38 protein-coding genes and 1 pseudogene are annotated in these 25943 nt (G+C 68.4%); 35 read left to right on the top strand and 4 right to left on the bottom strand.

All coding sequences use genetic code 11. The features are described from left to right. From tuf to rplQ, 31 genes and pseudogenes are all read left to right on the top strand, one after another. A pseudogene (gene tuf / locus U8525_RS29695) lies at positions 1 to 185 on the top strand (elongation factor Tu); the annotation flags it as partial. A 195-nt stretch (positions 186 to 380) separates the two neighbouring features. After that, entirely contained in the window at positions 381 to 689 is a 309-nt protein-coding gene (rpsJ, locus tag U8525_RS29690; protein ID WP_002633608.1) for a 30S ribosomal protein S10, read from the top strand. 51 nt (positions 690 to 740) lie between these two features. Further along, positions 741 to 1364, top strand: a complete 624-nt coding sequence (gene rplD, locus U8525_RS29685; RefSeq protein WP_223645248.1) for a 50S ribosomal protein L4 — start codon at positions 741 to 743, stop codon at positions 1362 to 1364. Beyond that, a complete protein-coding gene (locus U8525_RS29680) occupies positions 1361 to 1654 on the top strand; it encodes a 50S ribosomal protein L23 (RefSeq protein WP_223645249.1) in 294 nt (97 codons plus the stop codon). The genes rplD and U8525_RS29680 overlap by 4 nt, the downstream gene beginning before the upstream one ends. 38 nt (positions 1655 to 1692) lie before the next feature. Next, complete coding sequence (rplB, locus tag U8525_RS29675; RefSeq protein WP_120607018.1) at positions 1693 to 2538, top strand: 50S ribosomal protein L2; 846 nt, start codon at positions 1693 to 1695, stop codon at positions 2536 to 2538. Positions 2539 to 2551: 13 nt separating this feature from the next. Continuing rightward, positions 2552 to 2839: a 30S ribosomal protein S19 gene (gene rpsS, locus U8525_RS29670; RefSeq protein WP_014395864.1), complete on the top strand. Its 288-nt coding sequence runs from the start codon at positions 2552 to 2554 to the stop codon at positions 2837 to 2839. A gap of 35 nt (positions 2840 to 2874) precedes the next feature. Beyond that, positions 2875 to 3219, top strand: coding sequence for a 50S ribosomal protein L22 (gene rplV, locus U8525_RS29665; protein ID WP_223645251.1), 345 nt, complete (start codon positions 2875 to 2877; stop codon positions 3217 to 3219). 41 nt (positions 3220 to 3260) lie between these two features. After that, positions 3261 to 3923, top strand: coding sequence for a 30S ribosomal protein S3 (rpsC, locus tag U8525_RS29660; RefSeq protein ID WP_374270067.1), 663 nt, complete (start codon positions 3261 to 3263; stop codon positions 3921 to 3923). A gap of 65 nt (positions 3924 to 3988) precedes the next feature. Continuing rightward, positions 3989 to 4408 (top strand): 50S ribosomal protein L16, encoded by a 420-nt coding sequence (gene rplP, locus U8525_RS29655; RefSeq protein ID WP_014395867.1) that lies wholly within the window; start codon positions 3989 to 3991, stop codon positions 4406 to 4408. A 74-nt stretch (positions 4409 to 4482) separates the two neighbouring features. Continuing rightward, on the top strand, positions 4483 to 4689 hold the full coding sequence (gene rpmC, locus U8525_RS29650) for a 50S ribosomal protein L29 (RefSeq protein ID WP_374270066.1): 207 nt from the start codon (positions 4483 to 4485) through the stop codon (positions 4687 to 4689). Positions 4690 to 4768: 79 nt separating this feature from the next. Next, a complete protein-coding gene (gene rpsQ, locus U8525_RS29645) occupies positions 4769 to 5095 on the top strand; it encodes a 30S ribosomal protein S17 (protein ID WP_169821648.1) in 327 nt (108 codons plus the stop codon). 65 nt (positions 5096 to 5160) lie between these two features. Next, entirely contained in the window at positions 5161 to 5529 is a 369-nt protein-coding gene (gene rplN / locus U8525_RS29640) for a 50S ribosomal protein L14 (protein ID WP_223645253.1), read from the top strand. Positions 5530 to 5571: 42 nt separating this feature from the next. Further along, on the top strand, positions 5572 to 5901 hold the full coding sequence (gene rplX, locus U8525_RS29635) for a 50S ribosomal protein L24 (protein ID WP_374270065.1): 330 nt from the start codon (positions 5572 to 5574) through the stop codon (positions 5899 to 5901). Between the two features lie 176 nt (positions 5902 to 6077). Next, positions 6078 to 6731: a 50S ribosomal protein L5 gene (gene rplE / locus U8525_RS29630; protein ID WP_120552132.1), complete on the top strand. Its 654-nt coding sequence runs from the start codon at positions 6078 to 6080 to the stop codon at positions 6729 to 6731. Positions 6732 to 6755: 24 nt separating this feature from the next. After that, positions 6756 to 6941: a type Z 30S ribosomal protein S14 gene (locus U8525_RS29625; protein WP_014395873.1), complete on the top strand. Its 186-nt coding sequence runs from the start codon at positions 6756 to 6758 to the stop codon at positions 6939 to 6941. Between the two features lie 167 nt (positions 6942 to 7108). Next, complete coding sequence (gene rpsH / locus U8525_RS29620) at positions 7109 to 7507, top strand: 30S ribosomal protein S8 (protein ID WP_374270064.1); 399 nt, start codon at positions 7109 to 7111, stop codon at positions 7505 to 7507. A gap of 64 nt (positions 7508 to 7571) precedes the next feature. Beyond that, positions 7572 to 8138 (top strand): 50S ribosomal protein L6, encoded by a 567-nt coding sequence (rplF, locus tag U8525_RS29615; RefSeq protein WP_374270063.1) that lies wholly within the window; start codon positions 7572 to 7574, stop codon positions 8136 to 8138. Positions 8139 to 8246: 108 nt separating this feature from the next. Continuing rightward, positions 8247 to 8603 carry a 50S ribosomal protein L18 gene (gene rplR / locus U8525_RS29610; RefSeq protein WP_374270062.1) on the top strand — a complete coding sequence of 119 codons (357 nt, stop codon included), beginning with the start codon at positions 8247 to 8249 and terminating at the stop codon, positions 8601 to 8603. Between the two features lie 22 nt (positions 8604 to 8625). After that, positions 8626 to 9147 carry a 30S ribosomal protein S5 gene (gene rpsE / locus U8525_RS29605; protein WP_223645256.1) on the top strand — a complete coding sequence of 174 codons (522 nt, stop codon included), beginning with the start codon at positions 8626 to 8628 and terminating at the stop codon, positions 9145 to 9147. A gap of 2 nt (positions 9148 to 9149) precedes the next feature. Beyond that, positions 9150 to 9419 carry a 50S ribosomal protein L30 gene (gene rpmD / locus U8525_RS29600; protein ID WP_120532358.1) on the top strand — a complete coding sequence of 90 codons (270 nt, stop codon included), beginning with the start codon at positions 9150 to 9152 and terminating at the stop codon, positions 9417 to 9419. Between the two features lie 16 nt (positions 9420 to 9435). After that, complete coding sequence (gene rplO, locus U8525_RS29595) at positions 9436 to 9963, top strand: 50S ribosomal protein L15 (RefSeq protein WP_374270061.1); 528 nt, start codon at positions 9436 to 9438, stop codon at positions 9961 to 9963. A 131-nt stretch (positions 9964 to 10094) separates the two neighbouring features. Continuing rightward, the gene (gene secY / locus U8525_RS29590) at positions 10095 to 11441 is read left to right on the top strand and encodes a preprotein translocase subunit SecY (protein ID WP_374270060.1); all 1347 of its coding nucleotides are present in this window, start codon (positions 10095 to 10097) and stop codon (positions 11439 to 11441) included. Between the two features lie 90 nt (positions 11442 to 11531). Continuing rightward, the gene (locus U8525_RS29585; RefSeq protein WP_374270059.1) at positions 11532 to 12182 is read left to right on the top strand and encodes an adenylate kinase; all 651 of its coding nucleotides are present in this window, start codon (positions 11532 to 11534) and stop codon (positions 12180 to 12182) included. 103 nt (positions 12183 to 12285) lie between these two features. Next, positions 12286 to 13041, top strand: a complete 756-nt coding sequence (map, locus tag U8525_RS29580; RefSeq protein ID WP_374270058.1) for a type I methionyl aminopeptidase — start codon at positions 12286 to 12288, stop codon at positions 13039 to 13041. 151 nt (positions 13042 to 13192) lie between these two features. After that, on the top strand, positions 13193 to 13411 hold the full coding sequence (gene infA, locus U8525_RS29575; RefSeq protein ID WP_002614803.1) for a translation initiation factor IF-1: 219 nt from the start codon (positions 13193 to 13195) through the stop codon (positions 13409 to 13411). Between the two features lie 67 nt (positions 13412 to 13478). Next, positions 13479 to 13595: a 50S ribosomal protein L36 gene (gene rpmJ, locus U8525_RS29570; RefSeq protein ID WP_002633586.1), complete on the top strand. Its 117-nt coding sequence runs from the start codon at positions 13479 to 13481 to the stop codon at positions 13593 to 13595. Between the two features lie 55 nt (positions 13596 to 13650). Continuing rightward, positions 13651 to 14034 carry a 30S ribosomal protein S13 gene (gene rpsM / locus U8525_RS29565; protein WP_120552124.1) on the top strand — a complete coding sequence of 128 codons (384 nt, stop codon included), beginning with the start codon at positions 13651 to 13653 and terminating at the stop codon, positions 14032 to 14034. Positions 14035 to 14109: 75 nt separating this feature from the next. Next, positions 14110 to 14550 (top strand): 30S ribosomal protein S11, encoded by a 441-nt coding sequence (gene rpsK / locus U8525_RS29560; protein ID WP_223645262.1) that lies wholly within the window; start codon positions 14110 to 14112, stop codon positions 14548 to 14550. A 69-nt stretch (positions 14551 to 14619) separates the two neighbouring features. Beyond that, positions 14620 to 15246 (top strand): 30S ribosomal protein S4, encoded by a 627-nt coding sequence (gene rpsD, locus U8525_RS29555; RefSeq protein WP_014395885.1) that lies wholly within the window; start codon positions 14620 to 14622, stop codon positions 15244 to 15246. 219 nt (positions 15247 to 15465) lie between these two features. After that, positions 15466 to 16488: a DNA-directed RNA polymerase subunit alpha gene (locus U8525_RS29550; protein ID WP_014395886.1), complete on the top strand. Its 1023-nt coding sequence runs from the start codon at positions 15466 to 15468 to the stop codon at positions 16486 to 16488. Between the two features lie 191 nt (positions 16489 to 16679). Beyond that, a complete protein-coding gene (gene rplQ, locus U8525_RS29545) occupies positions 16680 to 17099 on the top strand; it encodes a 50S ribosomal protein L17 (RefSeq protein ID WP_374270057.1) in 420 nt (139 codons plus the stop codon). A gap of 113 nt (positions 17100 to 17212) precedes the next feature. On the opposite strand, the gene U8525_RS29540 is transcribed toward rplQ, so the two are convergent. The 3 genes from U8525_RS29540 to U8525_RS29530 form a co-directional block, all read right to left on the bottom strand. After that, a complete protein-coding gene (locus tag U8525_RS29540) occupies positions 17213 to 17773 on the bottom strand; it encodes a hypothetical protein (RefSeq protein WP_374270056.1) in 561 nt (186 codons plus the stop codon). Between the two features lie 132 nt (positions 17774 to 17905). Further along, positions 17906 to 19273 carry a tetratricopeptide repeat protein gene (locus U8525_RS29535; RefSeq protein ID WP_374270055.1) on the bottom strand — a complete coding sequence of 456 codons (1368 nt, stop codon included), beginning with the start codon at positions 19271 to 19273 and terminating at the stop codon, positions 17906 to 17908. Between the two features lie 7 nt (positions 19274 to 19280). After that, on the bottom strand, positions 19281 to 20081 hold the full coding sequence (locus U8525_RS29530) for a lysophospholipid acyltransferase family protein (RefSeq protein ID WP_374270054.1): 801 nt from the start codon (positions 20079 to 20081) through the stop codon (positions 19281 to 19283). A 211-nt stretch (positions 20082 to 20292) separates the two neighbouring features. Here U8525_RS29530 and U8525_RS29525 point away from each other — a divergent pair, with 211 nt between their 5' ends. From U8525_RS29525 to U8525_RS29515, 3 genes are all read left to right on the top strand, one after another. Then, on the top strand, positions 20293 to 20907 hold the full coding sequence (locus tag U8525_RS29525) for a deoxynucleoside kinase (RefSeq protein ID WP_374270053.1): 615 nt from the start codon (positions 20293 to 20295) through the stop codon (positions 20905 to 20907). Beyond that, positions 20904 to 22079: a DUF2314 domain-containing protein gene (locus tag U8525_RS29520; RefSeq protein WP_374270052.1), complete on the top strand. Its 1176-nt coding sequence runs from the start codon at positions 20904 to 20906 to the stop codon at positions 22077 to 22079. The genes U8525_RS29525 and U8525_RS29520 overlap by 4 nt, the downstream gene beginning before the upstream one ends. A 64-nt stretch (positions 22080 to 22143) precedes the next feature. Continuing rightward, positions 22144 to 23880, top strand: a complete 1737-nt coding sequence (locus U8525_RS29515; protein ID WP_374270051.1) for an FHA domain-containing protein — start codon at positions 22144 to 22146, stop codon at positions 23878 to 23880. Positions 23881 to 23898: 18 nt separating this feature from the next. On the opposite strand, the gene U8525_RS29510 is transcribed toward U8525_RS29515, so the two are convergent. Next, on the bottom strand, positions 23899 to 24762 hold the full coding sequence (locus U8525_RS29510) for a DMT family transporter (protein WP_374270050.1): 864 nt from the start codon (positions 24760 to 24762) through the stop codon (positions 23899 to 23901). 256 nt (positions 24763 to 25018) lie between these two features. On the opposite strand from U8525_RS29510, the gene U8525_RS29505 reads away from it, so the two are divergent. Continuing rightward, positions 25019 to 25936 carry a pseudouridine-5'-phosphate glycosidase gene (locus tag U8525_RS29505; protein ID WP_374270049.1) on the top strand — a complete coding sequence of 306 codons (918 nt, stop codon included), beginning with the start codon at positions 25019 to 25021 and terminating at the stop codon, positions 25934 to 25936. Positions 25937 to 25943 lie beyond the last annotated feature (7 nt).

Here is a 25943-nt window from a genome sequence, read left to right as displayed (position 1 = left end):
GCACCACGGACGTGACGGGCACGGTGAAGCTGCCGGACAACGTCGAGATGGTCATGCCGGGCGACAACATCGCCATCGAGGTGGAGCTCATCACCCCGGTCGCGATGGAGAAGGAGCTCCGGTTCGCGGTTCGTGAAGGCGGCCGCACGGTGGGCGCGGGCGTCGTGGCTGAAATCATCGCGTAGTGCTCAGTCCACCAGCTCCCGGGTGGGGCCCTTGGGGGCCTTTCCGGGGAGCCGGTGGGAATCCAGTTGCAACCCCTGGGGTGTGGTGGTACACACCGCGCCCCTTCGTTCCGAAGAAACGGTTCTCTGAAATCCAGGCGTTGACGGGCGTACCGCCTCACGGTTCCCAGAGGTCGTTCAAAGAGGTTCTTGCGAATGGCGACACAGAAGATCCGCATCCGGCTGAAGGCGTACGACTCGAAGCTCCTGGATCAGAGTGCTGGGGAGATCGTCGAGACGGCCAAGCGCACGGGCGCCAAGGTGGCTGGTCCGATCCCCCTGCCGACGCGCATCAACAAGTTCACCGTGTTGCGTTCGCCGCACGTGGACAAGAAGAGCCGCGAGCAGTTTGAGATCCGCACGCACAAGCGCCTGCTCGATATCCTCGAGCCGACCCAGCAGACGCTGGACGCGCTGATGAAGCTGGATCTGTCTGCCGGCGTTGACGTCGAGATCAAGTCCTAGGAAGCGGGATGGCGTCGGAGTGGTTTCACTCTGACCCCCGAGGAAAGTGCCATGGCGAAGTTTGACGTAGTCGACCTGGATTTGAAGAAGGTGTCGGAGATCGAGCTGTCCGACGAGATCTTCGGCGCTGAGCCGAACACCCACCTGTTCTACGAGGTGGCGAAGATGCAGCAGATCAACCGGCGCCGGGGCACGGTCGGGGTGAAGAACACCTCGCTCGTCAGCGGCGGCGGCAAGAAGCCCTGGAAGCAGAAGGGCACCGGTCGCGCCCGCCAGGGCTCGATCCGCGCCTCCCACTGGGTGGGCGGCGGCAAGGCGATGGCCCCCAAGGCCCGCGACTACTTCTACCGGCCGCCCCGCAAGGTCCGCCGTGGTGCCCTGCGCGCCGCGCTGTCCCTGCGCGCTCGGGAGAAGCAGCTCATCATCCTGGATGGCTTCAAGCTGGACGCCCCGAAGTCGAAGCAGGCCTTCGAGGTGCTCACCCGGCGCATGAAGCTCCAGAACGCGCTGGTCATCGACGAGCGCGGCAACACCAACCTGCACCGCAGCGTGCGCAACCTGGCGAAGTTCGACGTGCTGCCGCCCGAGGGCCTCAACCTCGAGTCCGTGCTCAAGCACTCGCACATCGTCCTGACTTCCGCCGCCGCCAAGGCGCTCGAGGGGTCCCTGTCATGAACCTGAACGACGTCATCAAGGGCCCGCTCATCACGGAGAAGCTGGACAAGGCCCGGGAGAAGTTCCGCCAGTACTCGTTCATCGTGGACCGCAAGGCCACGAAGCACGACGTGTCCCGCGCGGTCACGGCCCTGTTCAAGGTCACGGTGGAGGGTGTTCGCACCAACATCGTGCGTGGCAAGACGAAGCGGGTGGGCAAGAACATCGGCCAGCGCCCCAACTTCAAGAAGGCGGTCGTCACCCTGAAGGAGGGTGACAAGATCGAACTCTTCGAAGGGGGAGCGGTCTGACGCCACTGGCGTCCGGATCCGCCTGAGAGGAACACACCATGGGCATCAAGAAGTACAAGCCGACCAGCGCCGCCCGCCGTCTGATGACGGTGTCCGACTTCGCGGACATCACCAAGGACTCCCCGGAGAAGTCGCTCACCGAGCCCATCAAGCGCTCCGGTGGCCGCAACGTCCACGGGCACATCACCCGCCGCCACCAGGGTGGGGGGCACAAGCGCCGCTACCGCGTCATCGACTTCAAGCGTCGGGACAAGGATGGCGTGCCGGCCAAGGTCGTCGCGGTTGAGTACGACCCGAACCGCACCGCCAACATCGCCCTCCTGCACTACGCGGACGGCGACAAGCGCTACATCCTCGCCCCCGTGGGCCTGAGCGTGGGCGACACCGTGTTCGCCGGCGCCACCGCCGACATCCGCCCGGGCAACAGCCTGCCGCTGCAGAACATCCCGGTGGGTACGGTCATCCACAACGTGGAGCTGAAGCCGGGCCGTGGCGCCCAGGTCATCCGCTCCGCGGGCACCTCCGGCCAGCTGATGGCGAAGGAGGAGCGCTACGCCCAGGTCCGTATGCCCTCGGGCGCCGTGCGCAAGGTGCTCATCGAGTGCCGCGCCACCGTGGGTCAGGTGGGCAACATCGAGCACGAAATCATCCGCATCGGCAAGGCGGGTAAGAGCCGCTGGCTGGGCATCCGTCCCACCGTCCGCGGTCTGGCCATGAACCCCGTCGACCACCCGCACGGTGGTGGTGAGGGCAAGTCCGGCCAGGGTAACCCCCACCCGGTGTCGCCTTGGGGCAAGAAGACCAAGGGTCTCACCACGCGCACCAACAAGCGCACCGACAAGTTCATCGTGAGCGGCCGCCGCCAGGGCGCGCGCAGCCAGTAAGAGGATTTGAAACATGGCTCGTTCGATCAAGAAGGGTCCGTTCGTCGACGATCACCTCCTCAAGAAGATCGAGGGGATGATCGCCGCGAACAAGAAGGCGGTCGTCAAGACCTGGTCCCGGCGCTCCACGATTCTCCCTGAGTTCGTGGGTCACACCTTCGCCGTGCACAACGGCAAGAAGTTCATTCCGGTGTTCGTGACGGAGAACATGGTGGGCCACAAGCTCGGCGAGTTCGCTCCGACGCGCACCTTCGGCGGGCACTCGGCGGAGAAGAAGGTCGCCAAGGCCCCGGGCAAGTAGCCCGCACGTACGCCTGAGAGCCTGAGGAGATGACCATGGAGTCGACTGCACATCTGCGTCACCTGCGCATGAGCCCGCGCAAGCTGTCCCTCGTCGCGGCGCTCGTCCGGGGCAAGCCTGTCGAGGCCGCCCTGAACATCCTGAAGTTCACCCCGCGCGCCGCCGCGCGGCCGGTGGAGAAGCTCATCAAGAGCGCCGTTGCCAACGCGACGGACCTGTCCAAGGGCCAGGTCGACGTGGATACCCTCTACGTCAAGACCATCTCCGTGGACCAGGCCGCCACGCAGCGCCGGTTCATGCCGCGCGCCATGGGGCGCGCGACGCCCATCCAGAAGAAGTCTGCCCACGTCCACGTCGTGCTGGCCGAGGCCAAGAAGTAGGACCCGTCGGGCCCTGCCCGGACGCACCAAGGAGAATCAGTTTGGGACAGAAAGTTCATCCGATCGGGTTCCGGCTCGGCGTCATCAAGACCTGGGACTCCAAGTGGTTCGAGCACAAGAACTACGCTCAGTGGCTCCACGAGGACATCCGCATCCGCGAGTTCGTCAAGAAGTCGCTGAACCACGCGGGCGTGTCCAAGGTGGAGATTGAGCGCGCCGCCAACAAGGTGAAGGTCAACGTCCACACCGCGCGTCCGGGCATCGTCATCGGCAAGCGCGGCGCTGGCATCGAGACCGTCAAGAAGGACCTCCAGCAGTTCACCAAGAACGAGGTCTTCCTGAACATCGTCGAGGTCCGCAAGGCCGAGACCGACGCGCAGCTCGTGGCGGAGAACATCGCCACGCAGCTCGAGCGCCGCATCGCCTTCCGCCGCGCCATGAAGAAGGCGCTGCAGACCGCGATGAAGTTCGGGGCCAAGGGCATCCGCGTGGCCTGCTCCGGCCGCCTGGGTGGCGCCGAGATGGCCCGCTACGAGTGGTACCGCGAGGGCCGCGTGCCCCTGCACACCCTCCGCGCGGACATCGACTTCGGCTTCGCCGAGGCCAAGACGACCTACGGCAAGATTGGCTGCAAGGTCTGGATCTGCAAGGGAGAGGTTCTCCCGGGCAAGGGTGGCCAGCCCCCCATGCCCACCAACCGGTAATTCGCCCCCGGCGGGGCGGGCCTTGATAAGCCCGCCCTGCGCGTGAGGCACGAAGGACAGCGACCATGCTTCAGCCTGCTCGAACCAAATACCGCAAGATGCAGAAGGGCCGCATGTTCGGCTCGGCCCACCGCGGCAGCGACCTCACCTACGGTGAGTTCGGCCTGGTGAGCCTCCAGCCGGGATGGATCACCTCGCGTCAGATCGAGGCGGCCCGTATCGCGATGACCCGCCACGTGAAGCGCGGCGGCAAGATCTGGATCCGGATCTTCCCGGACAAGCCCATCACGAAGAAGCCCGCCGAGACCCGTATGGGTACCGGCAAGGGTGGCGTGGAGTACTACGTCGCGGTGGTGAAGCCGGGACGCGTCCTCTACGAGATGGAGGGCATGACGCAGGAGATCGCCACCGGTGCGCTGAAGCTGGCGCAGGCGAAGCTGCCGGTGCTCACCAAGATCGTGCGCCGCAGCGAGCTCTCGCTGTAGTCACGCACCGCCGGGACGGGCGCTCCACCTGGTGACAGGGGAGGGCGCCCGCATCCCGCGCCGAGGAGACCAAGATGGCGACTGCGAAGGAACTGAAGGAACTGTCGACGGACGACCTGCAGAACCGCGCGAAGGAACTGCGCGAGACGCTGGTCCAGGATCGGCTCAAGCGTCGGACCGGCTCGCTGGACAGCCCCGCCGAGGGCGTGCAGCACCGCCGCGATCTGGCCCGCATCCTCACCGTCCTGGGCGAGAAGGCCCGGGCGGCCAAGGCGGGGTAGTAGCAGTGCATCCGCGGGCATCCGGGCTCACCCGGTGTCCGCGGCCATCCGGGCAGAGGGCCCGGGTGCATGACAGACAGTGAGAACCAACATGGCTGAAGCGACCGAAACGCCCGCTGCCGAGACCTCCACCCGGGGTCGTCCCAAGACCCGCGTGGGCATCGTCACCTCCAACAAGATGCAGAAGACGGTGGTCGTCACCGTCCAGCGTCGCGCTCCCCACCCGAAGTACGGGAAGATCATGAGCCTGCGCGAGAAGTACAAGGCGCACGTCGAGGACCATGACTACCCGAAGAAGGTCACCATCAACGAGGGTGACCGGGTGCGCATCGCCGAGACCAAGCCCGCTTCGAAGGACAAGCGTTGGCGCGTGGTCGAGGTCCTGGAGAAGAGCAAGAACGTCTAGGTAGGCCACACCGGGTCCGTGCGCCATGACGCGCGTGGACCGGTTCGAGCAAGAGGAGACTTCACATGATTCAGATGCAGAGTGTGCTCGATGTGGCCGACAACTCGGGCGCCAAGAAGGTGTTTTGCATCAAGGTTCTCGGCGGCTCCAAGCGCAAGTACGCCTCCATCGGCGACGTGATCGTCGTGTCGATCCGCGAGGCCCTGCCCAACTCCAAGGTGAAGAAGGGTGACGTGGCCAAGGCCGTCATCGTCCGCACCCGTCGCGAGGTGGGTCGTCCGGACGGCAGCTACATCAAGTTCGACGGCAACTCGGCGGTCCTCATCAACAAGGACCTGGAGCCCATCGGGACGCGCATCTTTGGGCCGGTCGCCCGTGAGCTGCGTGCCCGTAAGTTCATGAAGATCATCTCGCTGGCGCCCGAGGTCCTCTAAGAGGACGCAGGCCTGACGGCGAACAGCCAGAGTGAGGAAGCCATGCAGAAGCTGAAAGTCGGTGACACCATCCAGGTCATCTCCGGTGCCGAGCGGTCGGAGAAGACGCCGGCGACCAAGCGCGGCAAGGTGCTGAAGGTTGACCGCGAGGCAGGCCGCGTGACGGTCGAGGGCCTGCGCCTGGTCAAGCGCCACCTGCGCAAGACGCCGCAGTCCCCCGAGGGCGGCATCATCGAGAAGCCGGGCACCATCGCGCTCTCGAGCGTCCAGGTGGTCTGCGCCAAGTGCGACAAGCCGACCCGCGTCGGCATCCGCAAGGAGGGGGAGTCCTCCAAGCGGTTCTGCAAGCAGTGCGACGCCCTGATTGACTAGGGGTCGGTGTTCGGGCATGTATGCGCGCCCCTTGCCCCACCCGATGGTGGGGCAGGCGGGCGTGCGCGTCCAGAGGGCTGAAATCGTTGTTCCCTCTGGGTGTTTCCACGTTCTAGACGCAGGACTGATCGGGCGCGCTGGGTCCATGACGGCGCTCCGAAGCAGAGGATCGAAAGATGGCTGACGAGAAGAAGGCCGACTCGAAGGAAAAGAAGAGCAAGAAGCGCGGCAAGGAAGAAGCCAAGAAGGTCGGCTTCGCCGCGAACATCGAGGAGGGCCTGAAGGCCCGCTCGGCGCGCCTCAAGGATCGCTTCCGCGCGGAAGGCGTTCCTTCGCTGATGAAGGAGCTGGGGCTCAAGAACCCCATGGAAGTGCCGCGGCTGGAGAAGATCGTCGTCAACATGGGTCTGGGCGAGGCGCTCGCCAACAACAAGATCCTGGAGTCGGCGGTGGACCAGCTGGCCGCCATCACCGGTCAGAAGCCGGTCGTGACCCGCGCGCGCAAGTCCATCGCGAACTTCAAGCTGCGCCAGGGCCAGGCCATCGGTGCCGCGGTCACGCTGCGCGGCGACCGCATGTTCGAGTTCATGGACCGCCTCATCACCGTCGCGCTGCCGCGCGTGCGTGACTTCAAGGGCGTGTCCCCGAAGGCTTTCGACGGCAAGGGGAACTACACCCTCGGCGTGCGTGAGCAGATCATCTTCCCGGAAATCAACTACGATCAGATCGAAAAGGTGAAGGGGCTCAACATCAGCTTCGTCACCACCGCCCGGAACGACGAGCAGGGCCTCGCGCTGATGCGTCACTTCGGCATGCCGTTCCGTCAGTAACCGAGCCCAGGACTCCCATCGATCATGGCCAAGCTCTCCAAGATTGCCCAGGCGAAGCGCAAGCTGAAGTTCCCCGTGCGTCAGTACAACCGCTGCGGTCTCTGCGGTCGTCCTCGCGCCTTCCTGCGCAAGTTCAAGATGTGCCGTATCTGCCTGCGTCACCGCGCGCTGCGCGGTGAGATCACCGGCGTCACCAAGTCGTCCTGGTAGGCGCTGGACCCGAGGCACCGCCCCTGTCCTGAAGAGGGCAGGGCGGTCCCGGTGGAAGTGGTAGGGAAGTGGCGGTCAGCGCGAACCCCCGGGATGGGCCCGGCAGGCGCGGTGGCCGCAAGTGCGGTGCGTCCCCAGGGGACCGCTGCTTTGCTTGAAGGTGCTTCATGCCGGTCAATGATCCCGTCGGCGACATGCTGACCCGCCTGCGCAACGCCTCGCGTGCGCGGCACGACAAGGTCGTCATCCCCCACTCGAAGCTCAAGGTGGAGATCATCAAGGTCCTCAAGGACGAGGGCTACATCGGGGACTTCACCGTCCACGAGGTCGCGCCGCAGAACGAGATCACCGTCCAGCTGAAGTACGGCCCGGACCGCAGCCCGGCCATCACCGGCCTGCGCCGCGTGTCCAAGCCCGGCCTGCGCCGCTACGTCGCGTCCCGCGACATCCAGCCGGTGCTCGGCGGCATGGGCATCTCCATCCTCTCCACCTCGCGCGGAATCCTGGTGGACACCGAGGCCCGGAAGCAGAAGGTCGGCGGCGAGCTGCTCTGCACGGTCTACTAGCCAGGAGCCTGGGTGATGCGCCCCGCGAGGAGCGCGCCCCGGGCGACGACAGCACGAGGCAATCATGAGTCGGATTGGAAAACTGGCGATCAAGCTTGGCGACAAGACGAAGGTCAACATCGCCAACCAGCAGGTAAACTTCGAAGGTCCCAAGGGCAAGCTGTCCGTCAAGCTCCCCGCCAAGGTGAAGGTGGAGGTGAAGGACGGCCAGGTGACGGTGCAGCGTGAGGACGACTCGCGCGAGGCCCGCAGCCTCCACGGCCTGACGCGGACCATCCTCGCCAACGCGGCGAAGGGCGTGTCCACGGGCTTCGAGAAGCGCCTGGACATCCGCGGCGTTGGTTTCCGCGCGGAAGTGAAGGGCAAGGCCATCCACTTCTCGCTCGGCTACTCCCACCCGGTGGTGTTCAACCTGCCGGAGGGCGTGACGGCGGAAGTCGACAAGACCTCTCGCACCGAGGACAGCCTCCCGACCCTGGGGCTCACGCTCCGCTCGGCGGACAAGGAGGTCCTGGGGGCCACGGCGGTCAATATCCGCTCGCTGCGTCCGCCGGAGCCCTATAAGGGCAAGGGCATCAAGTACGCCGAGGAGCGCATCCGTCGCAAGGAGGGCAAGACCGGTACGACCTAGTCGTCGCCGCGTCTTCGCCGAGCATTCAACCCCGCCGGGCCGTGAGGCCTGGCGGAATCATCCGGCGGCGGAAGGCCGCATCGCCGCCGGACGGAAAAGGAAGCAGCCATGTCCAAGACTGTCGATCAGCGCCTCAAGAGGAAGAACCGCATCCGCAAGAAGCTCTCCGGCACCACGGAGCGTCCGCGGCTGTCGGTCTACAAGAGCCTCAAGCACATCTACGCGCAGGTGGTGGACGACTCCACTGGCCGCACGGTGGCGTTCGCGTCGTCCCTGTCCAAGGAGCTGAAGGGCAAGGACGAGGGCGACAAGAAGGCCGACGCGAAGCGCGTGGGCTCCCTCATCGCGGAGAAGTGCAAGGCCGCCAACGTCGATGCGGTGGTGTTCGACCGCAACGGCTTCCCTTACCATGGGCGCATCGCCGCCGTGGCTGACGCCGCGCGCGAGGCCGGCCTGAAGTTCTAGGTACCAGAAAGGAATTCCTCAAGTGGCAACTCCGATCAATCCGAACGATCTGGACCTGACCGACCGCGTGGTGAACATCAACCGCGTGGCCAAGGTGGTGAAGGGTGGCCGCCGTTTCTCGTTCGCCGCGCTCGTCGTGGTGGGCGATGGCAACGGGCACGTGGGCGTGGGCCTGGGCAAGGCCAACGAGGTCCCCGAGGCCATCCGCAAGGGCGGCGAGAACGCGAAGAAGAACCTGTTCCGCGTTCCGCGCATGGGCCACACCATCCCGCACGAGATCCTGGGGCACTTCGGTGCCGGCTGGGTGCTCCTGAAGCCGGCCTCCGAAGGTACGGGCGTCATCGCCGGTGGCGCGGTGCGCGCGGTGCTGGAGGCGGCGGGCATCCGCAACATCCTGACCAAGAGCCAGGGCTCGCGGAATCCGCACAACGTGCTGAAGGCCACGGTGGCTGGCCTGAAGCAGCTGCGCAGCGCGGAGCAGGTCGCGCGCCTGCGCGGCAAGGACGTCGAGACCCAGAAGCTCGCGGGCGAGGCGAGGGGCTAGTCATGGCGCTCAAGGTTAAGCTGACGAAGAGCTTCTCGGGTTCTTCCGAGGACATGCTGGCCACCATCAAGGGCCTCGGTCTGAAGAAGTTCGGCGACGAGCGGCTGTTGAAGGACACCCCGGCGGTGCGCGGCATGGTGTTCAAGGTGAAGCACCTGGTCTCCCTGGAGACGGTCAGCCAGGAGGCCCCGGCGCCCAAGCGCCGCAAGCCCCGGAAGATTGTCGCCCGGGACCGCGCCCTGGAGCGCCTGGCCGCCAAGGCCAAGGCCTGAGAACTGAGGATCCAACATGAGCATCCTGACCAATCTGAAGCGCCCGAAGGGCTCCTGGCACCGCAAGAAGCGCGTGGGCCGTGGCCAGGGTAGCGGCCTGGGCAAGACGGCTGGCCGCGGTGGCAAGGGCCAGAAGGCCCGCAGCGGCAACATGCGGTTCGAAGGCTTCGAAGGCGGCCAGAGCCCGCTGCAGCGCCGCCTGCCGAAGTTCGGCTTCAACCCGCCCAACCGCACCGTCTACGCGGTGGTGAACCTGGGCGACCTGGAGCACGTGTTCGACGCGGGCGCCACGGTGGACGAGGCCGCCCTGAAGCAGGCGGGCCTGGTCAAGGGCCGCTACGACGGCGTGAAGGTCCTGGCCCACGGTGAGCTCGCCAAGAAGCTCAGCGTGAAGGTGAACAAGGTGTCCGCGGCCGCCCGCGAGAACATCGAGAAGGCGGGCGGCTCCGTGGAGGAGCTCCCCCTCGTGGCGCACAAGCCGGAGTCGGCCGCCAAGGCCCACGCCGGCAAGGGCGTCAAGGCCCCTCGCCAGCCCCGGGCGTAGGCGTGACCGGCGCGCATCACGGTGATGTGGTGCGCGCCCCCAGCCTTGTGTAGGCTTCCGCGCCCCTTTCCGGAACCGGAGAGGGGCGTTTGTTGTTGCTGGCAGAACCTCTTGAAGAGGATGGCATTACCGTGGCCCTGAACGCCTTCGCCAACGTCTTCCGCATCGCGGAGCTGCGCAGCCGGCTTGCGTACACGCTCGTGCTGCTGTCCGTCTACCGCATCGGCATCTTCATCAACACGCCGGGCGTGGATCGCTCGGCGATGAACGCGTTCATGGACGCCCAGAAGCAATCGGGCGGCCTGGTGTCGCTGTTCAATCTCTTCTCTGGCGGCGCGCTGGAGCAGATGTCCATCTTCGGTCTGGGCATCATGCCGTACGTGAGCGCCTCCATCATCATCCAGCTCCTGGCGGTGGTGGTGCCCAGCCTGGAGCGCCTGCAGAAGGAAGGCGCCGCGGGCCGCCAGAAGATCAACCAGTACACGCGCTACGGCAGCATCGCGCTGTCCATCGTGCAGGGCGTGGGCATCTCCCGGTGGCTGGCCTCGCTGGGCCGCTCCGATGCGGGGCAGGGCGGCTTCAACCAGGTGGTGGTGCCCAACGACAACCTCTGGTTCACCTTCATGACGGTGGTCAGCCTCACGGCGGGCACGGCCTTCATCATGTGGCTGGGTGAGCGCATCACCGAGCGCGGCATTGGCAACGGCATCTCGCTCATCATCTTCGCGGGCATCGTGGCGCGCGTGCTGCCCGGCGCGAAGACGCTGCTGGACCTGACGACGCAGGAGGTGGTGAACGTGGCCGCGGTGCTGGGCCTGCTCTTCTTCATGCTCCTCATCATCGGCGTGGTCGTCTACGTGGAGCGGGGCATGCGGCGCGTGCCCATCCAGTACGCCAAGCGCATGGCGGGCCGTCGCATGTTCGCGGGCCAGGCCACGTACTTCCCCATGAAGGTGAACGCCTCGGGCGTGATTCCCCCCATCTTCGCCGGCGCGGTGCTGTCCTTCCCTGCGACGCTGGGCGCGTGGTTCCCCTTCCTGCAGGGCTTCCAGCGCAGCATCGAAGGCAACCTCTGGGTCTACAACGGCCTGTTCGTGCTGCTGGTGGTGTTCTTCTCCTACTTCTACACGGCGCTCACCTTCCGGCCGGATGACGTGGCGGACAACATCAAGAAGCAGGGTGGCTACATCCCCGGCATCCGCCCGGGCCGTCAGACGGCGGAGTTCATCGAGCGCACGCTCAACCGCCTCACGTTCGGAGGCGCCATCTACCTGGCCGTCATCTGCGTGATTCCGTCCGTCATCAGCAGCGTGCTGGGCGTGCGGTTCACCTTCGGCGGCACGGCGCTGCTCATCGTGGTGGGCGTGGCGCTGGACACGGTGCAGCAGATCGAGGGTCACCTCATCAGCCGCAACTACGAAGGCTTCGCGGGTCCGCGCGGTCCGCGCATCCGTGGTCGGGTCCGCGTGGCGGCCTGACGTCAATCGGTTGTGTTCCGGGCGCCTCTCTCCAATGGCGGGGAGGGGCGCCTCGTCGTTCAAGGGTGGACGCAGGTACAAGGAAGCGACATGAACCTCATCCTTTTGGGGCCGCCGAACGCCGGGAAGGGTACCCAGGCAAAGAAGCTGTTCGCGGACTTCAAGATCCCGCAGATCTCCACCGGGGACATCCTGCGCAAGGCCGTGAAGGATGGCACGCCGCTGGGCAAGGTGGCCGGGCCGCTGATGGCCGCGGGGCAGTACGTTCCGGACGATGTCGTCATCGGCATCGTGGAGGAGCGGCTGAAGGAGCCGGACGTGGCCCAGGGCTTCGTGCTCGACGGCTTCCCGCGCACCCCGGGGCAGGCGGACGCGCTGGACCGGATGCTGGAGCGGCTGGGCAAGCAGCTGAACGCCGTGGTGTCGCTCGAGGTCCCGCACTCGACGCTGGTCGAGCGTGGCTCCGGCCGGCGCGTGTGCCCCAATGACGGGTCCGTCTACCACGTCACCCAGAGCCCGCCGAAGCGCGCGGGCCTGTGTGACAAGTGCGGCACGGAGCTCGTTCAGCGTCCGGACGACACCCCGGAGGTCATCGAGAAGCGCCTGCAGAAGTACGACGCGGAGACGTCCCCGCTGAAGGACTTCTACGCCAGGAAGGGGCTGCTCAAGAGCGTGGACGGCGTCGGGTCTCCGGAGGGCATCTACGAGGAGATCAAGAAGGCCGCCGGGCGCCCTGCCTGAGCCTGGAGTGCAGCCAGCGAGGCGGGGGCAGGGCCGGTCCGGACTGCCACCCCAGTGGTCGCGGGTTCCCGACAGCGCAGCAGCCCGGTAGGGAAAGGGGCGAATGAACCCGGTGGAGATCAAGAGCCCGGCTGAGATCGCCCTGATGCGGGAGGCCGGGCGGATCGTCTGTGAAATCCTGGACGAGTTGGAGAAGGCGGTGGCTCCCGGGGTCTCCACGTGGGAGCTGGATGCCCTGGCGGAGGAGCTCATCGCCAAGAAGGGCGCCAGGCCGGCGTTCAAGGGCTACCACGGGTTTCCGGGCGTCCTCTGCGCCTCCGTGAACCAGGAGGTCGTCCATGGCATCCCCAGCAAGAGGCGGCGGCTCGCGGCCGGTGACCTGATGAAGCTGGACTTCGGGGTGGTCTACCGGGGCTTCTTCGGGGACTCGGCGCGCACCGTGCCGGTGGGGAAGGTGACGCCGGAGGCCCAGGCGTTGGTGGACGCCACCCGGCAGTCCCTGGAGAAGGCCATCCAGGTGATGCGGCCGGGCAACCGGATCGGGGACATTGGCCACGCGGTGCAGACCCACGTGGAGGCACGGGGGTTCTCCGTGGTCCGCGACTTCACGGGGCATGGGATTGGCCGGAAGCTGCATGAGCCGCCCCAGGTCCCGAACCACGGCCAGGCGGGGGCGGGGATGAAGCTGCGGCCGGGCATGGTCCTGGCGGTGGAACCGATGGTGAACCAGGGAACGCCCGACGTGGAGGTCCTGGAGGACGAGTGGACGGCCGTCACCGTGGACGGCAAGTTGTCCGCCCACTTCGAGCACACCATCCTGATCTCGGAGCGGGGGCCGGAGGTGCTCACCCGGCGGTGACGGGGCCCCAGACCCCGGGTGAAATAGGGTGGTGTCAGTCGGTGTTGATAGAGGTCCAGATTTCAGATCGCGCGGCGCTTGCTACTTACGGACCAAAGTGTTATCCCGCCGCGCTTCCAGAAGGTTCGTGGTCCGGGAAGAAGGTTGACGCTTGCCGAAGGACGATTCCATCGAAGTCGAGGGGACCGTGATGGAGCCCCTACCGAACGCGATGTTCCGCGTGGTGCTGGACAACGGCCACAAGGTGCTCGCGCACATCTCGGGCAAGATGCGGATGCACTTCATCCGTATCCTCCCGGGCGACAAGGTGAAGGTCGAGTTGTCGCCGTATGACCTGACCCGCGGACGGATCACGTACCGGGCCAAGTAATCCGGGCCGGCCGCCTGTGCGGTCCGGCTGTTGTGCTTTTCTCTGCTGAAGGAAGGAAGTTCGCTCCATGAAGGTTCGGGCGTCCGTCAAGAAGATCTGCGACAAGTGCAAGGTTGTTCGCCGCAAGGGTATCGTGCGCGTCATCTGCGCCTCCAACCCCCGGCACAAGCAGCGCCAGGGCTAAGCGTCCTCAAGGGACTCTTGCCTCAGACCAACTCCACAACGAAGGAAGACCGAAGATGGCTCGTATCGCCGGCATCGATCTGCCGCCCAACAAGCGCGCGGTGATCTCGCTTCAGTACATCTACGGGATCGGTAACAAGACCGCGCACGACATCATCACCGAGGCGGGCATCGATCTCACCACCCGGACCAAGGACCTCACCGAGGACCAGGCTCGAAAGATCCGTGAGATCATCGAGGCCAAGTACAAGGTCGAGGGTGACCTCCGGCGTGAGGTGACCATGAACATCAAGCGGCTGATGGACCTGGGTTGCTACCGGGGTCTGCGTCACCGCAAGGGTCTTCCGGTTCGTGGCCAGCGCACCCACACCAACGCGCGCACCCGCAAGGGTCCCAAGCGCGGCATCGTTCGCGCGAAGCCGGCCGCTCCGGCCCGCTAAACCCTCTGGCGCCCGCTGCCTCGCCCCAGGTGAGGCGCGGGCGTTGATCACCTACTCCCAGGAGCAGCGATTCACATGGCTGACGAGATCAATACCGCCGCCGCGCCGGCCGGTGCCGAGGGTGGCGAGACCCCTGCGGCGAAGAAGAGCAAGCGCAAGGGCAAGAAGAACATCCTCAACGGCGTGGTCCACATCCAGTCCACGTTCAACAACACCATCATCACGATCACGGACGTGTCCGGGAACGTGATCTCCTGGTCGTCGGCCGGAGCGCGCGGCTTCAAGGGCAGCCGCAAGTCCACGCCGTTCGCGGCGCAGGTGGCCGCTGGCGACGCCGCCGCGAAGGCGATGGAGCACGGCCTGAAGAGCGTGACGGTGTTCGTGAAGGGCCCGGGCGCGGGCCGTGAGTCGGCGCTGCGCGCGCTGGCCGCCGCCGGCCTGAAGATCAGCCTCATCCGCGACGTGACGCCCATCCCGCACAACGGCTGCCGTCAGCCCAAGCGCCGCCGCGTCTAATCACCGCTTCGGGCCGGGGACCCGCCTCGCGGCGGGCCCGGCTCCAGACCATCTGCAAGGAGAGTTTCCGTGGCTCGTTATACCGCGAGCGCCTGCCGTATCTGCCGGCGCGAAAACCTGAAGATGTACCTCAAGGGCGACCGTTGCTACACGGACAAGTGCGCCATCGAGCGCCGCCCCTATCCCCCGGGTCAGCACGGCCAGGGCCGCGTGAAGTTCTCCGGCTACGGCGTGCAGCTGCGCGAGAAGCAGAAGGTCAAGCGCATGTACGGCCTGCTCGAGAACCAGTTCCGTGGGTACTACCACCGCGCGTCCGCGGCCAAGGGCAAGACGGGTGAGAACCTGCTGCAGCAGCTGGAGCTCCGCCTGGACAACGTGGTGTTCCGCATGGGGTTCGCGGACACGCGCAACGAGGCGCGCCAGCTGGTCCGCCACGGTCACTTCCAGGTGAACGGTCGCCGGGTGAACATCCCGTCGTTCGCCGTGAAGCCGGGCAGCGCGGTGGAGGTGGCGGAGAAGAGCCGCAAGGTGCTCCGCATCTCCGAGGCGCTGGAGACGGTGGACCGCCGTGGCGTTCCGCAGTGGATCGACCTGGACAAGAAGGCGTTCAAGGGCACGGTCAAGACGGTCCCGAACCGCGAGGACCTGACGATGCCCATCCAGGAGCAGCTCATCGTCGAGCTGTACTCGAAGTAAGCAGGGGTGCCGGGCCCGCCGCCAGCGGGCCCCTCCCGCGGTGGACGCCCTGGTCGATGAGGCCGGGGCGTCGTCGCTTTGTCACCTGTCGTTTTGTCGCCTGGATGGCGCGTCCTGCGCGCGCCAGGCGAGGTTGTTACGCAGTCCCCCCGCGTGCCCGTCCTCCCGTCACCCTGACGGGGAAGTGGGTGATGGCGCACGACCAGAGGAGCAGTCCCCATGGCCGACACGTTTGTTGCGAAGAACTGGCGCGACCTCATCAAGCCGCGCCGCATGGAAGTGGACCAGGACTCGCTGAGCCCCACGTACGGCAAGTTCGTGGCGGAGCCGCTGGAGCGCGGCTTCGGGACGACGCTGGGCAACTCGCTGCGGCGGGTGCTGCTGTCGTCGCTGCAGGGCGCGGCCATCACCTCCGTGAAGATTGAGGGCGTGGACCACGAGTTCACGACCATCCCCGAGGTGGCCGAGGACGTCACGGACGTCGTGTTGAACCTGAAGGAGGTCCTCCTCCGGATGCACACGAACGAGACGAAGACGCTTCGCATCGAGGTGGAGGGCCCCAAGGAAGTGAAGGCGGGCGACCTCATCGCGGACCAGGACGTGGAGATCCTCAACCCGGGTCACCACATCTGCACCGTCTCCGAGGGTGGCAAGGTGCGCATGGAGCTGACGTGCCGCCGGGGCCGGGGCTACGTGCCGGCGTCCACCAACAAGGTGCCGGGCGCGCCCATCGGGACCATCCCCATCGACTCGCTCTTCTCGCCCATCCGCAAGGTGAACTACCAGGTCACCAACGCGCGCGTCGGTCAGGTCACGGACTACGACAAGCTGTCGCTCGAGGTCTGGACGGACGGCTCCGTGGTGCCGCAGGACGCGGTGGCGTACGCGGCGAAGATCATCAAGGAGCAGCTCACGGTGTTCGTGAACTTCGACGAGACCGAGGAGCCGGTCGTCGCCGAGGCGCCGAAGGAGGAGGCCAAGCTCAACGAGAACCTGTTCCGCTCGGTGGACGAGCTGGAGCTGTCGGTGCGCTCGGCCAACTGCCTGCAGCAGGCGAACATCAAGTCCATCGGTGACCTGGTCCAGCGCACCGAGGCGGAGATGCTCAAGACGAAGAACTTCGGCCGCAAGTCCTTGAAGGAGATCAAGGAGATCCTCGCGGAGATGGGCCTGTCGCTGGGCATGAAGCTGGAGAACTGGCCTCCGAAGAACGCGCCGGCTCCCGCGGCCCCCAAGGCCTGAAGCGTCGTCGTTTCCTGAAGCACCTGTCCCGCTCCCCACCGACACGGCTTCTGGGTGGCGCGAAGGCAGGGGGCCCTGGTACACAGGGCCCGATTCAACGGCGGCCCTGTGTGTCGGGGTCGTTCTTCCCACCCGGTACCTGATACGGCCGGAGTGGTGGGGTTCTCGGGAAGAGGCCCCGGAGCACGCGCATGCGTCATAAGGTCGGACAGAGGAAGCTGCACCGCACCACGAGCCACCGTCTCGCGATGCTGAACAACATGGTCACGTCGCTCCTGGAGCACGGGGCCATCCGCACCACCGTTCCCAAGGCGAAGGAAGTCCGGCCGCTGGCGGAGCGCATCATCACGCTCGCCAAGCGCGGTGGGCTCGCCAACGTGCGCCTTGCCGCTCGCACCGTGAAGGACCGCGCGGTCCTCCAGAAGGTGTTCAGCGAGTACAAGGAGCGCTACGCCTCCCGTCCGGGTGGCTACACCCGCATCGTGCGCCTGGGCTTCCGCCGTGGCGACGCCGCGGAGATGGCCCTCATCGAGCTGGTGGACCGTCCCGCGAAGGCTCCGGCCGCCGCCGAGACGACCGAGGCTCCCGCCGAGGCGAAGTCCGAGGGTTGAGCCGTTCGCCTCCAGGCTTCACGTGAGTGAGGCCTGGACGGGCTGAAGAAGCACCGAGGGCGCCTTCCTGCTTCAGGAGGGCGCCCTTCGTGTTTCCAGTTGCCTCGCGGCGGCTACTTCTTCGGCTCGAGGAGGCGCTTCCACTCCTCCTGGAGGGAGGGCGTGAGGTCGGCGCTGTCGTCCGCGCTCTTCATCTTCAGCGCCTGGAAGCGGAGGTCCGCGGGGGCGGCGCCGCCGTTCTTCCCCAGCAGCTGCTTGGGCGTGATGGTGACGAAGTTGCCGGGCTGCACCTCCGCCACCACGGCCTTGTACTCGTTGTTCACGGTGATGATGACGTCGCGCCAGACGTCCTTGCTCTCGTTCCAGATGGTGACGGAGGGCCGGTCCAGCTTGTCGCTGAGCACCAGGCGCGCGTCCATGTCACCCGTGTCCAGCGAGCTGCCCGGGCACGCGATTCCGAGGCTGGCGACGGACAGGACGAGCCAGCCCGCGACGATGCCGGCCTTGTACTTGAAGAAGCGGTCGCTCGCGGCGAAGTCCGCGACCTGCTCCTTGAGGATGGAGAAGGCGTTGAGGAGGACGTTGGACGTCTCCTCCGCCACGCGCTTGCCCAGGGGGCCTTCCGGCTTGGGCTTCTCCAGGGGGGCCGCGCGGGCGGCGCTCACGGCGCGCATGCCGGGGCTGGTGGCCGCCCGGGGCTGGGTGCCGGGATTGGACGGCGTCCGAGGCGGCGGGGGGCTGGGAGGGGCGGGTTTGCGCGCGTCGCTCATCGGAGGCGGAGTCTAGAGGGCGCGGCGCGCCGGTGGCTACTGGCCCTTGAGCACCTGCAGCGCCTTGCTGGCCACCGCGTTGTCGGGCTGGGTCTCCAGCACCTTCCCCAGCCAGCGCTCCGCCTCGCTCGCGGCCTTCTGGCGGTCCTCGGGGCGGCGGGCCTTCTGGGCCTCCTCGGTGTAGAGCAGGCCCAGGCGCAGGGCGAACTCGGTGTTCTCCGGGTCCTTGTCCGTGATGACCTTCAGCTCCCGCTGCGCGGCCGCGTAGTCCCCCTCCAACTGGTACACGAGCGACAGCTTGCCGCGGGCGGCCACCGAGTCCGGCGTCAGCGTCACCACCACCTGGAAGGCCTCCTTTGCGGTGGTCAGATCACGTGCCTCCAGGCGCAGGTCGCCCAGGCGGAACCAGGCCAGGTCGAGCAGCGGGTTGAGCGCCACGGCCTTCTCGAAGGCGGTGCGGGCCGCGTCCGTGCGCTGGCGCGACAGGTACAGCTCTCCCAGGTAGAGCTGGTTCTTGCCGTCCTGGGGGGCGCGCTCGATGGCCTGCTTGAATTCATCCACGGCGCGGCCGGCGTCATCCAGGCGCTGGTAGGCCAGCCCCAGGAGCGCGTGCACCACGGCCAGGTCCGGGTAGTCGTGGAGGATCTCCTCGAAGGCGATGAGGGCGTGCTGGGGCGCGTCCAGCTCGTGCAGGTAGCGCATGCCCTCCTCCAGCTTCCCCTCCGCCGCCTTGGGGAAGTTCTGGAACGGGTCCGCCAGCTGGTTCATCAGCGCCCGCGCGGTGGCCACCTCCGCGGGGGTGGGGGTGCCGCGCACGACGGTGCCCAGGGCCTCCACCGCGCCCGGTGTGTCCCCCGTGCGGGCCAGGGCCTTGGCCAGGGGCAGCTTCCAGCCCGCGCGCTCGGGGGCCAGCTCCACGGCCTTGCGCAGCGGCCCCAGCGCGGCGGCGTACTGCTCCGACTCCAGGCGCGCGACGCCCAGGCGGTAGTGGAACTCCGCGGTGGTGGGGGACAGGGAGATGGCGCGCTCGAAGGCGGCCACGGTGGGGGCGCCCGCGTCCCGGGCCCGCGAGAAGAGCGTCAGGCCCAGCATGTACTGGTCCACCGCGCGCTCGTTCTTCTCGATGGCCTGGCGCAGCTCCTCCGCCCAGGCGTCCGCGTGGCCCGCCTTCACCTGGGCCTCGGTGAGGGCGCGCGCCACGTCCACGTCGTCCGGCGTGCGGGTGTGCAGCTCGCGCAGCAGCTTCACCGCGTCCTCGGGCCGGTTGCCGTCCAGGTACGCGCGCGCCTGGGCCTGGGGAGACAGCGCGGGGGCCTGGGCCTGGCCATGGCCGCAGCCGGTGACGAGCAGCCCCAGCCCCAGGAGGGCGGCAGGCCAGCGGAGGGGGTTCGCGTTCAGGTGCACGGGGAGCTCAGGAGGCCTTGGAGGTGACGGTGGAGGCAAGCTGCGCGACGCCCTCGCGGTTCGGCGGGGCGACGGCCGCGTCGGGGTCACCGCCCTTGCCGCCCAATGACAGGCTGTCGGCGATGATCTGCGCGCGCACGGCGCGGGCCAGGCCCTCGCGGTCGTTGTCCGCGAAGCCGGTGGTGTCGATGGGGCGGCCGATCTTCACGCGCACCACGCCCGGCCGGATGTTCCACGAGTTCTTGGGCATGATGTCGTCGGTGCCCTCGATGGTGACGGGGCAGATGGGCACGCGGGCCCTGAGGGCGAGCGCGAAGGGGCCCTTCTTGAACGGCAGCACGCGGCCGTCCTGGGAGCGGGTGCCTTCCGGGTACAGGAAGATGCTGGTGCCGGCGCGGATCTTCCGGGCGGCCTTCTCCAGGGACGCGATGGCGGACGCGCGGTCTCCCCGGTCGATGAAGATGTGCCCCGCCAGCCAGAGGTACCAGCCGATGAGGGGCACGAAGCGCAGCTGCGTCTTGGCGACGAAGCGGAAGTCCACCGGCACGGAGACGAAGTGCGCCGGGATGTCGAGCGTGGACAGGTGGTTGCCCACGTAGATGGTGGGCCGCTTCGGGTCCACGTGCTCCTGGCCGATGACCTCCAGCTTCGCGCCGCCGGCCCACAGGAGCACCGGAGACCAGTACGTCCGCACGAACCACACCGAGCGCGACGGGTTGAGCGTCACCAGCATCGTGAGGCAGGCCAACGGGAAGCAGATGATGGACCAGACCGTGACCACGAGAATGCACCACAGCTTGCGCAGCATGCGTCGCCTTTCCTCCTACCGGGGGGCCTGAGCACCGGTAGGGCCCCGGGGGTGCCGCTCACCCGTCGTGCAGGCAGGCGGCGCGGCGGGGGCGCCGGCTCGGGCTCCTGGACGTGCGGAACGGGGCGGGGGCATGCACTTTATCTACCATGGCTCCCCTCGCCATTGTTTCTGGTGAATGCCGCTCGCTGGGGTTACAAGCAAGGGTCGCGTGGCCAGGAAAAAGTTCATCGCCATCGCGGGCAACATCGGAGCTGGAAAGACGGAGCTCACGTCCTTCCTGTGCCGGAAGTACGGCCTCACGCCGTCCTTCGAGCCCAATGACCAGAACCCCTACCTCGCGGACTTCTACAAGGACATGAAGACGTGGGCGTTCCGCTCGCAGCTCTTCTTCTTGACGCACAAGTTCCGCCTGCACCGGGAGCTGGAGCGCACGGCCGGCACCGTGCTCCAGGACCGGACGCTCTACGAAGACGCAGAGATCTTCGCCAAGAACCTCCACCGGCAGCGGCTCATCGACAAGCGCGACTGGTCCACGTACTGGGAGCTGTACCAGACCCTCGCCCAGTCGCTCCGGCCGCCGGACCTGATGATCTACCTGCGCTGCCCGGTGGCCACGCTGAAGGAGCGCATCCGCCTGCGCGGGCGGGCCATGGAGAAGGACATCCCGACCCCGTACCTGAAGCGCCTCAACGCCCTCTACGAGGAGTGGTTCGAGGGCTACTCGCTGTCGCCGGTGCTGGTGCTGGGGACGGACAAGCTGGACTACCTCACCAACCTGGTGGACCGCGTGGACCTCTTCCGACAGATAGAGAAGCACCTGTGAAGGAGGTCTACGTCCTGGCCACCGAGCAGGCCGAGCCGCCGGCCCTGGACGCGCTGCGCGCGGCGTTCGCGACGGACGAGGTGGAGTTCGTTCCGCACGAGGGCGGCTGGGGTTTCACCGTGCGGGCGGACGGCTCGGAGGTGAAGGTGGTGCTCAAGCCCCTGAGCGACGGCCGTCCGCGCGTCGTCCAGGAGCTGTTCAGCGGGAGCCCGGACGCCTTCGCGCGCGTGGAGCGCTCCCAGGCCTGCTACGCGTTCCTCTTGGAGCCGGGCGGCCCGCAGCCCACGTTGCCCGTCTTCGAGGCGCTGTGGACCGTGCGCACGCTGATGGAGCAGGTGCCGGGCGTGCTCGTGGACCTGACGGCGTTCAAGCTGCACGAGCCCGAGGACGTGGTTGAAATCACGGAGCTGGACTTCGACATCCGCGACCACGTGCACCTGCACGCCATCGAGCTGGCGGAGGGGGACACGCCGCTGTGGGTGCACTCGCACGGGATGGAGAAGTTCGGCGCGCGCGACGTGGAGATCTTCCACCTGGGGGAGAACGACCTCCTGGCCGCGGAGAGCTTCCTCCACGAGCTGTGCACGGACCTGGCGTTCGCGCAGGGGCCGGCGCTGCGCTCGGAGGTGGCCACCAGCGAGGGCCAGAGCTTCACCCTGGTCCCGTCGGAGGAGGCCCGCGCGAACCTGCTGGGCGTGCCGCTGGACGCCTTCGAGGGCCACGAGGGGCTGTTCCTCACGGTGGTGTCGCCGCTGGGCCGGCACAACACGGCGGAGCTCCTGGCGACGTACCGGGAGCGCTTCGCCAAGGAGCCGGCCGAGCAGACCCAGGCCATGCACGAGGAGGCGCAGGCGCTGCTGCCCGCGTTCCTGGCGCGCTTCCAGCGCAAGGGGTTGATGGAGCCCCTCACGTTCCTGGTGCGGGCCCCCTTCGAGACGCACCCGGAGGGCGAGGTGGTGGTGGAGAACCTGTGGCTGGAGGCGGTGGCCCGGGACGAGGGCTCCGTCGTGGGCCGGCTGGTGGATGGCGCGGTGCACACCACGGAGTGGCGCAAGGGGGCCCACGTGGAGGTGGAGGAGAAGCAGATCAACGCCCTGGCCATCGCCCGGGAGGGCCGCGCGCTCAACGAGTCCGAGCTGCGGACTCTGTTGAACGCCGAACGTCCGATGTAGCGGCGCGTCCACCCCGACGCGTCTTGCGGGTGCCCCTTGGTGCGCTGGTAGGCTCCCCGCCCGCATGCCGGCATTGCTGCTGCTCACGGGCCCCTCGGCGGGGCGCCGGTACGAGGTCGTCTCCCAGTTGACCCTCGGCCGCAGCCCTTCCTGCGACATCCCGCTGGAAGATGACCAGGTGTCGCGTCGCCACGCGCAGCTGTTCCTGGACCCCATCGCGGGGCAGGTGCGGCTGCGCGACCTGGGCTCCACCAACGGCACGCTGCTCAACGGGCAGCGGCTGGCGCTCCAGGAGGAGGCGGTGCTGCGGCCGGGCGACCGGATGCGCGTAGGCGCCACCATCGCGGTGTACGAGCCGCCGCCGGTGTCCATCGTGGACGAGCCCTCCGGCGCGAGCGCCCCGGAGCCGGAGCACGTGCCCATCGAGGAGGTGCTGCCACACGTGGGGGCGGCGGCGGCGATGTACTCGGCGGGGACGGCGCTGCTGGGGGCCACCAGCGAGGCCATGGTGCTGCGGCGGCTGTCGGAGGAGACGGCGCACGCGCTCAACGCGGACCGCGCCGCGGCGCTCCTGGGCGGGCCAGAGGGGCTGCGCACGGCGGCGGTGTCCGGCGCGGCGTCCGTGGAGGTGCCCCGGGCGCTGGTGCAGGCGGCGCTGGAGCGCAAGGAGCTGGGGCGGACGAGCACGGCGCTGTGCTCGCCGCTGGTGGCTTCGGGCGGGATGCCCTTTGGCGTGCTGTACGTGGAGCGCGAGGAGCCGCCGTTCACCGAGGGCGAGGGCCAGCTGCTCGCGTCGCTGGGGCGGCTGGGCGGAGAGGCCTATACGGCGGTGCGCTCGCGCGGCGAGGCGGAGGCCGCGGAGACGCCGTGGGTGACGCCGCTGGGGACGTCACGGGCGTTCCGGGGCGTGGTGGAGGAGGCGCGGCGCGCGGCGGGCAGCGCCGCCCCGGTGGTGCTGTATGGCGAGCCCGGCACGGGCAAGGCGCTGCTGGCGCGCTTCCTCCACGGGAGGTCGCCGCGCGCCCTGGGGCCGTGGGTGACGGTGGAGTGCCGTCAGCCGCTGGAGGCCGTGGAGGTGGCGCTCTTCGGCCGCGCGGGCGCGCCGGGCCAGCCGCCGGTGACGTCCGCGGTGCTGCGCGCGGACGCGGGCACGCTGCTGCTGCGCCACGTGGAGGCGCTTCCCCGGCCGGCGGCGGAGCGGCTGGCGCGGATGCTGGCCCGGCGCGCGGCTCCTGCCCGGCAGGGCGGAGAGGAGCCCGTGGACGTGCGCATCGTCGCCACCAGTGCGTCGCCGGTGTCGCGGCTCGCGTCGCGGGGCGAGCTCGACGCGGCGCTGGCCCGGGGGCTCACGGGCTTCGAAATGGAGGTGCCGCCCCTGCGCGAGCGTCGCGGCGACGTGCCGGTGCTGCTGGAGCATTTCGTGCTGCGCGGCGCGCGGCAGGGCGGGCGGGAGGCGCCGGTGCTGGGGCCGGAGGCCCGGCGCCTGTTGGCGGAGTATCCGTGGCCGCAGAACGTCCGCGAGCTGGAGCTGGTCGCGGAGCGGCTGGGGCGCGTGTACGCGGCGGGCCACGTGGGCATTCCGCAGCTGCCGCCGGAGGTGCGCGAGGGCGTGGTGGGGCACGTGCCGCGCACGTTGCAGGAGCAGGTGGCCCGCCTGGAGCGGGACGCCATCGCGGAGGCGCTGCGCGAGTCCGGCTGGAAGAAGGTCCGCGCGGCGGAGCTGCTGGGCATCAGCCGGCCCACGCTCGACCGGAAGATGGAGGAGTACGCGCTGACGCTGGAGCGTGGGACTCGCGGTTGAGCGGGCAGCGCGCGCTCCTCAGGCCCTGGTGCTGGCGGTGTCCTTGCGGCGGCTGAGCAGCACCCCTGTGAGGATGAGCGCCGCGCCGAGCGTCTGGAGCAGGGTGGGGCGCTCGCCACGGATGGCCCAGGCGGTGAGGGCGGCGACCACGGGGATGCCGGTGCCGTAGAGCGTCGTGCGGTTGGTGCCCACCTGCTGGACGCTGCGGAACCACACGAAGTACGCGAGCACCAGCGGCACCAGCGCCGAGTACACGAGCGCCACCCAGCCCGCGACGCCCACGCGCGACGCGTCCATCTCGATGACCTGGGAGGCCCCGGCCAGCACGACGCCCGGGGCGCCCGTGAGCATGGTGATGGCGGTGACGCGCAGCGCGGACACGCCGTCGCCCACGGCGCGCGTGCCCACCGTGTAGATGGACCAGCACAGCGAGCTGCCGACAATCAGCGCGTCGCCCATCCACGTCGCCGCGCCCAGGTTGGGGCCCCGGGCCCCGACGACGAGCAGCGTGCCCACCACCGCGAGGGAGAGGCCCGCCACGACGGGGCGCCGAAGCCGCTCGATGCCCAGGGCCGCGCCCAGCGCCGCCGTCACCACCGGGCTCACCGCCGTGAGCATCCCGCTGTTGGCCGCCGTGGTCCTCGCGAGCCCTTCGATGAAGCACAGCTGGTACAGCGTGTTGCCCACGAACCCCAGCGCGGTGAGCCGCAGGAACGTCCTCCACGGCATCGGCTTGTGGCCCTCCACCGCGAGCAGCACGAGCCCCATCGCGAGCGCCGCGAGCCCGAAGCGCAGCGACATGAAGGCCCGCGCCGGCATGCCCTCCAGCGCGTCCTTCACGAGGGTGTAGTTCGTCCCCCAGACGACCACGACGGCGATCATCGCCAGGTCCGAGGTGGAGAGGAGACGGGCAGGCGCTGCGACCGCGGGCGACGAGGTGCTCACGGCGGCGGGGCATAGGGCGGCCCGGGTCCGGATGCAACCCACGGGGCCGCAACGAACGGGAGCCGTCCGTTCCACGGTCTCGGTTGCCTGCACGCACGCGAGGTGCGCTCCCACCCGGAGGCGACGTCGTGCGGATGTTTCCCCCGCGCGCGTGCTTGTCCGTCCGCCCAGGCCATGGCGTAAATGCCCGCCCATGGACTTCCGCTATTCAGACGAGGTGCGGCGCGCGAGGGACTCCGGGCAGCCGCTGGTGGCGCTGGAGACGAGCGTCGTCGCGCAGGGCCTGCCGTACCCCGACAACCTAGCCGCCGCTCGCGCGTGCGAAGAGGCCGTGCGCCGCGCTGGCGCCGTGCCCGCGCCCATCGCGCTCGTGGACGGCGAGGTGTGGATTGGCCTGGAGGACGCCGCGCTGCGCCGGCTGGCCGAGGGCAAGGAGAGGCTCCTCAAGGTGGGCTCGCGCGACCTCGCCGTCGCGGTGGCCACCCGCGCCAGCGGCGGCACCACGGTGAGCGCCACATGTGAGCTGGCCGCGGCGGCGGGCATCCGCGTCTTCTCCACCGGCGGCATCGGCGGCGTGCACCGCGGGGCCTCCGAGCACTGGGACATCTCGCAGGACATCGCGGCGCTGTCGCGCTACCCCGTCGCCGTGGTGTGCGCGGGCGCCAAGTCCGTGCTGGACCTGCCCAAGACGATGGAGCTGCTGGAGACCGCGGGCGTGCCCGTCATCGGCGTGGGCACGAACGAGCTGCCGTCCTTCTACAGCCGCGAGTCCGGCCTCTCGCTGGAGCACCGCGCGGACGACGCGGAGACCGCCGCGCGCATCGCCCACGCTCGCTTCGAGTCGCTGGGGCAGGGCGGGGTGCTCTACACGGTGCCGCCGCCGGCGGAGGCCGCGCTGCCTCGCAACGACGTGGAGCTGCACATCGCGTCGGCGCTGGCGGACGCGGAGCGGCAGGGCGTGCGCGGCAAGGCCGTGACGCCGTTCCTGCTGGGCGAGCTGGCCAGCCGCACCGGGGGCAAGAGCCTCAAGACGAACCTGGCGCTCCTGGAGAACAACGCGCGCTTCGCGGGGGCGCTGGCCGTGGCCTACGCACGCCTCTCGAAGCGCTGAGCGCAGC

It is taken from the genome of Corallococcus sp. RDP092CA (assembly GCF_041903675.1).
Taxonomy (GTDB): domain Bacteria; phylum Myxococcota; class Myxococcia; order Myxococcales; family Myxococcaceae; genus Corallococcus.
This window is presented reverse-complemented; position numbering and strand designations above follow the sequence as displayed.